The sequence below is a fragment of the Dissulfurirhabdus thermomarina genome, from assembly GCF_012979235.1.
In the GTDB taxonomy this organism is placed as follows: Bacteria; Desulfobacterota; Dissulfuribacteria; order Dissulfuribacterales; family Dissulfurirhabdaceae; genus Dissulfurirhabdus; species Dissulfurirhabdus thermomarina.
In genome coordinates, this window is the sequence record NZ_JAATWC010000031.1 from 1 (window position 1) to 274 (window position 274).

The following is a 274-nucleotide window of genomic DNA, read 5'->3' on the forward strand; positions in this document are numbered from 1 at the left end:
ATTTACATGGTGGATCATATTCAACGTGGATATGAGTGTCCTCAACAACAACGTCATAATTATCCCCCAACTCTTTACGTAATATATTTCCAATATGATTCTTTAAGGAATTTGTTAAGTCTCTGGTTCTAAGATCAATAGCATTACCAGAATGAGGTAGCGTCCCGTACTCGGATCATAATACCTGTGCCAATTATAATGCAGCCCGGTCTCCTCATCATAATACTGGCCCGGAAACCGAAGATTGTTTTCGATCACCTCAATCTCAATCTGC

The 274-nt window shown here is 39.8% G+C and carries 1 pseudogene; it reads right to left on the reverse strand.

Annotation, left to right across the window (positions count from 1 at the left end):
* Positions 1 to 153: 153 nt before the first annotated feature.
* Positions 154 to 274 (reverse strand): annotated as a pseudogene (locus HCU62_RS11590) (RHS repeat-associated core domain-containing protein); the annotation flags it as partial.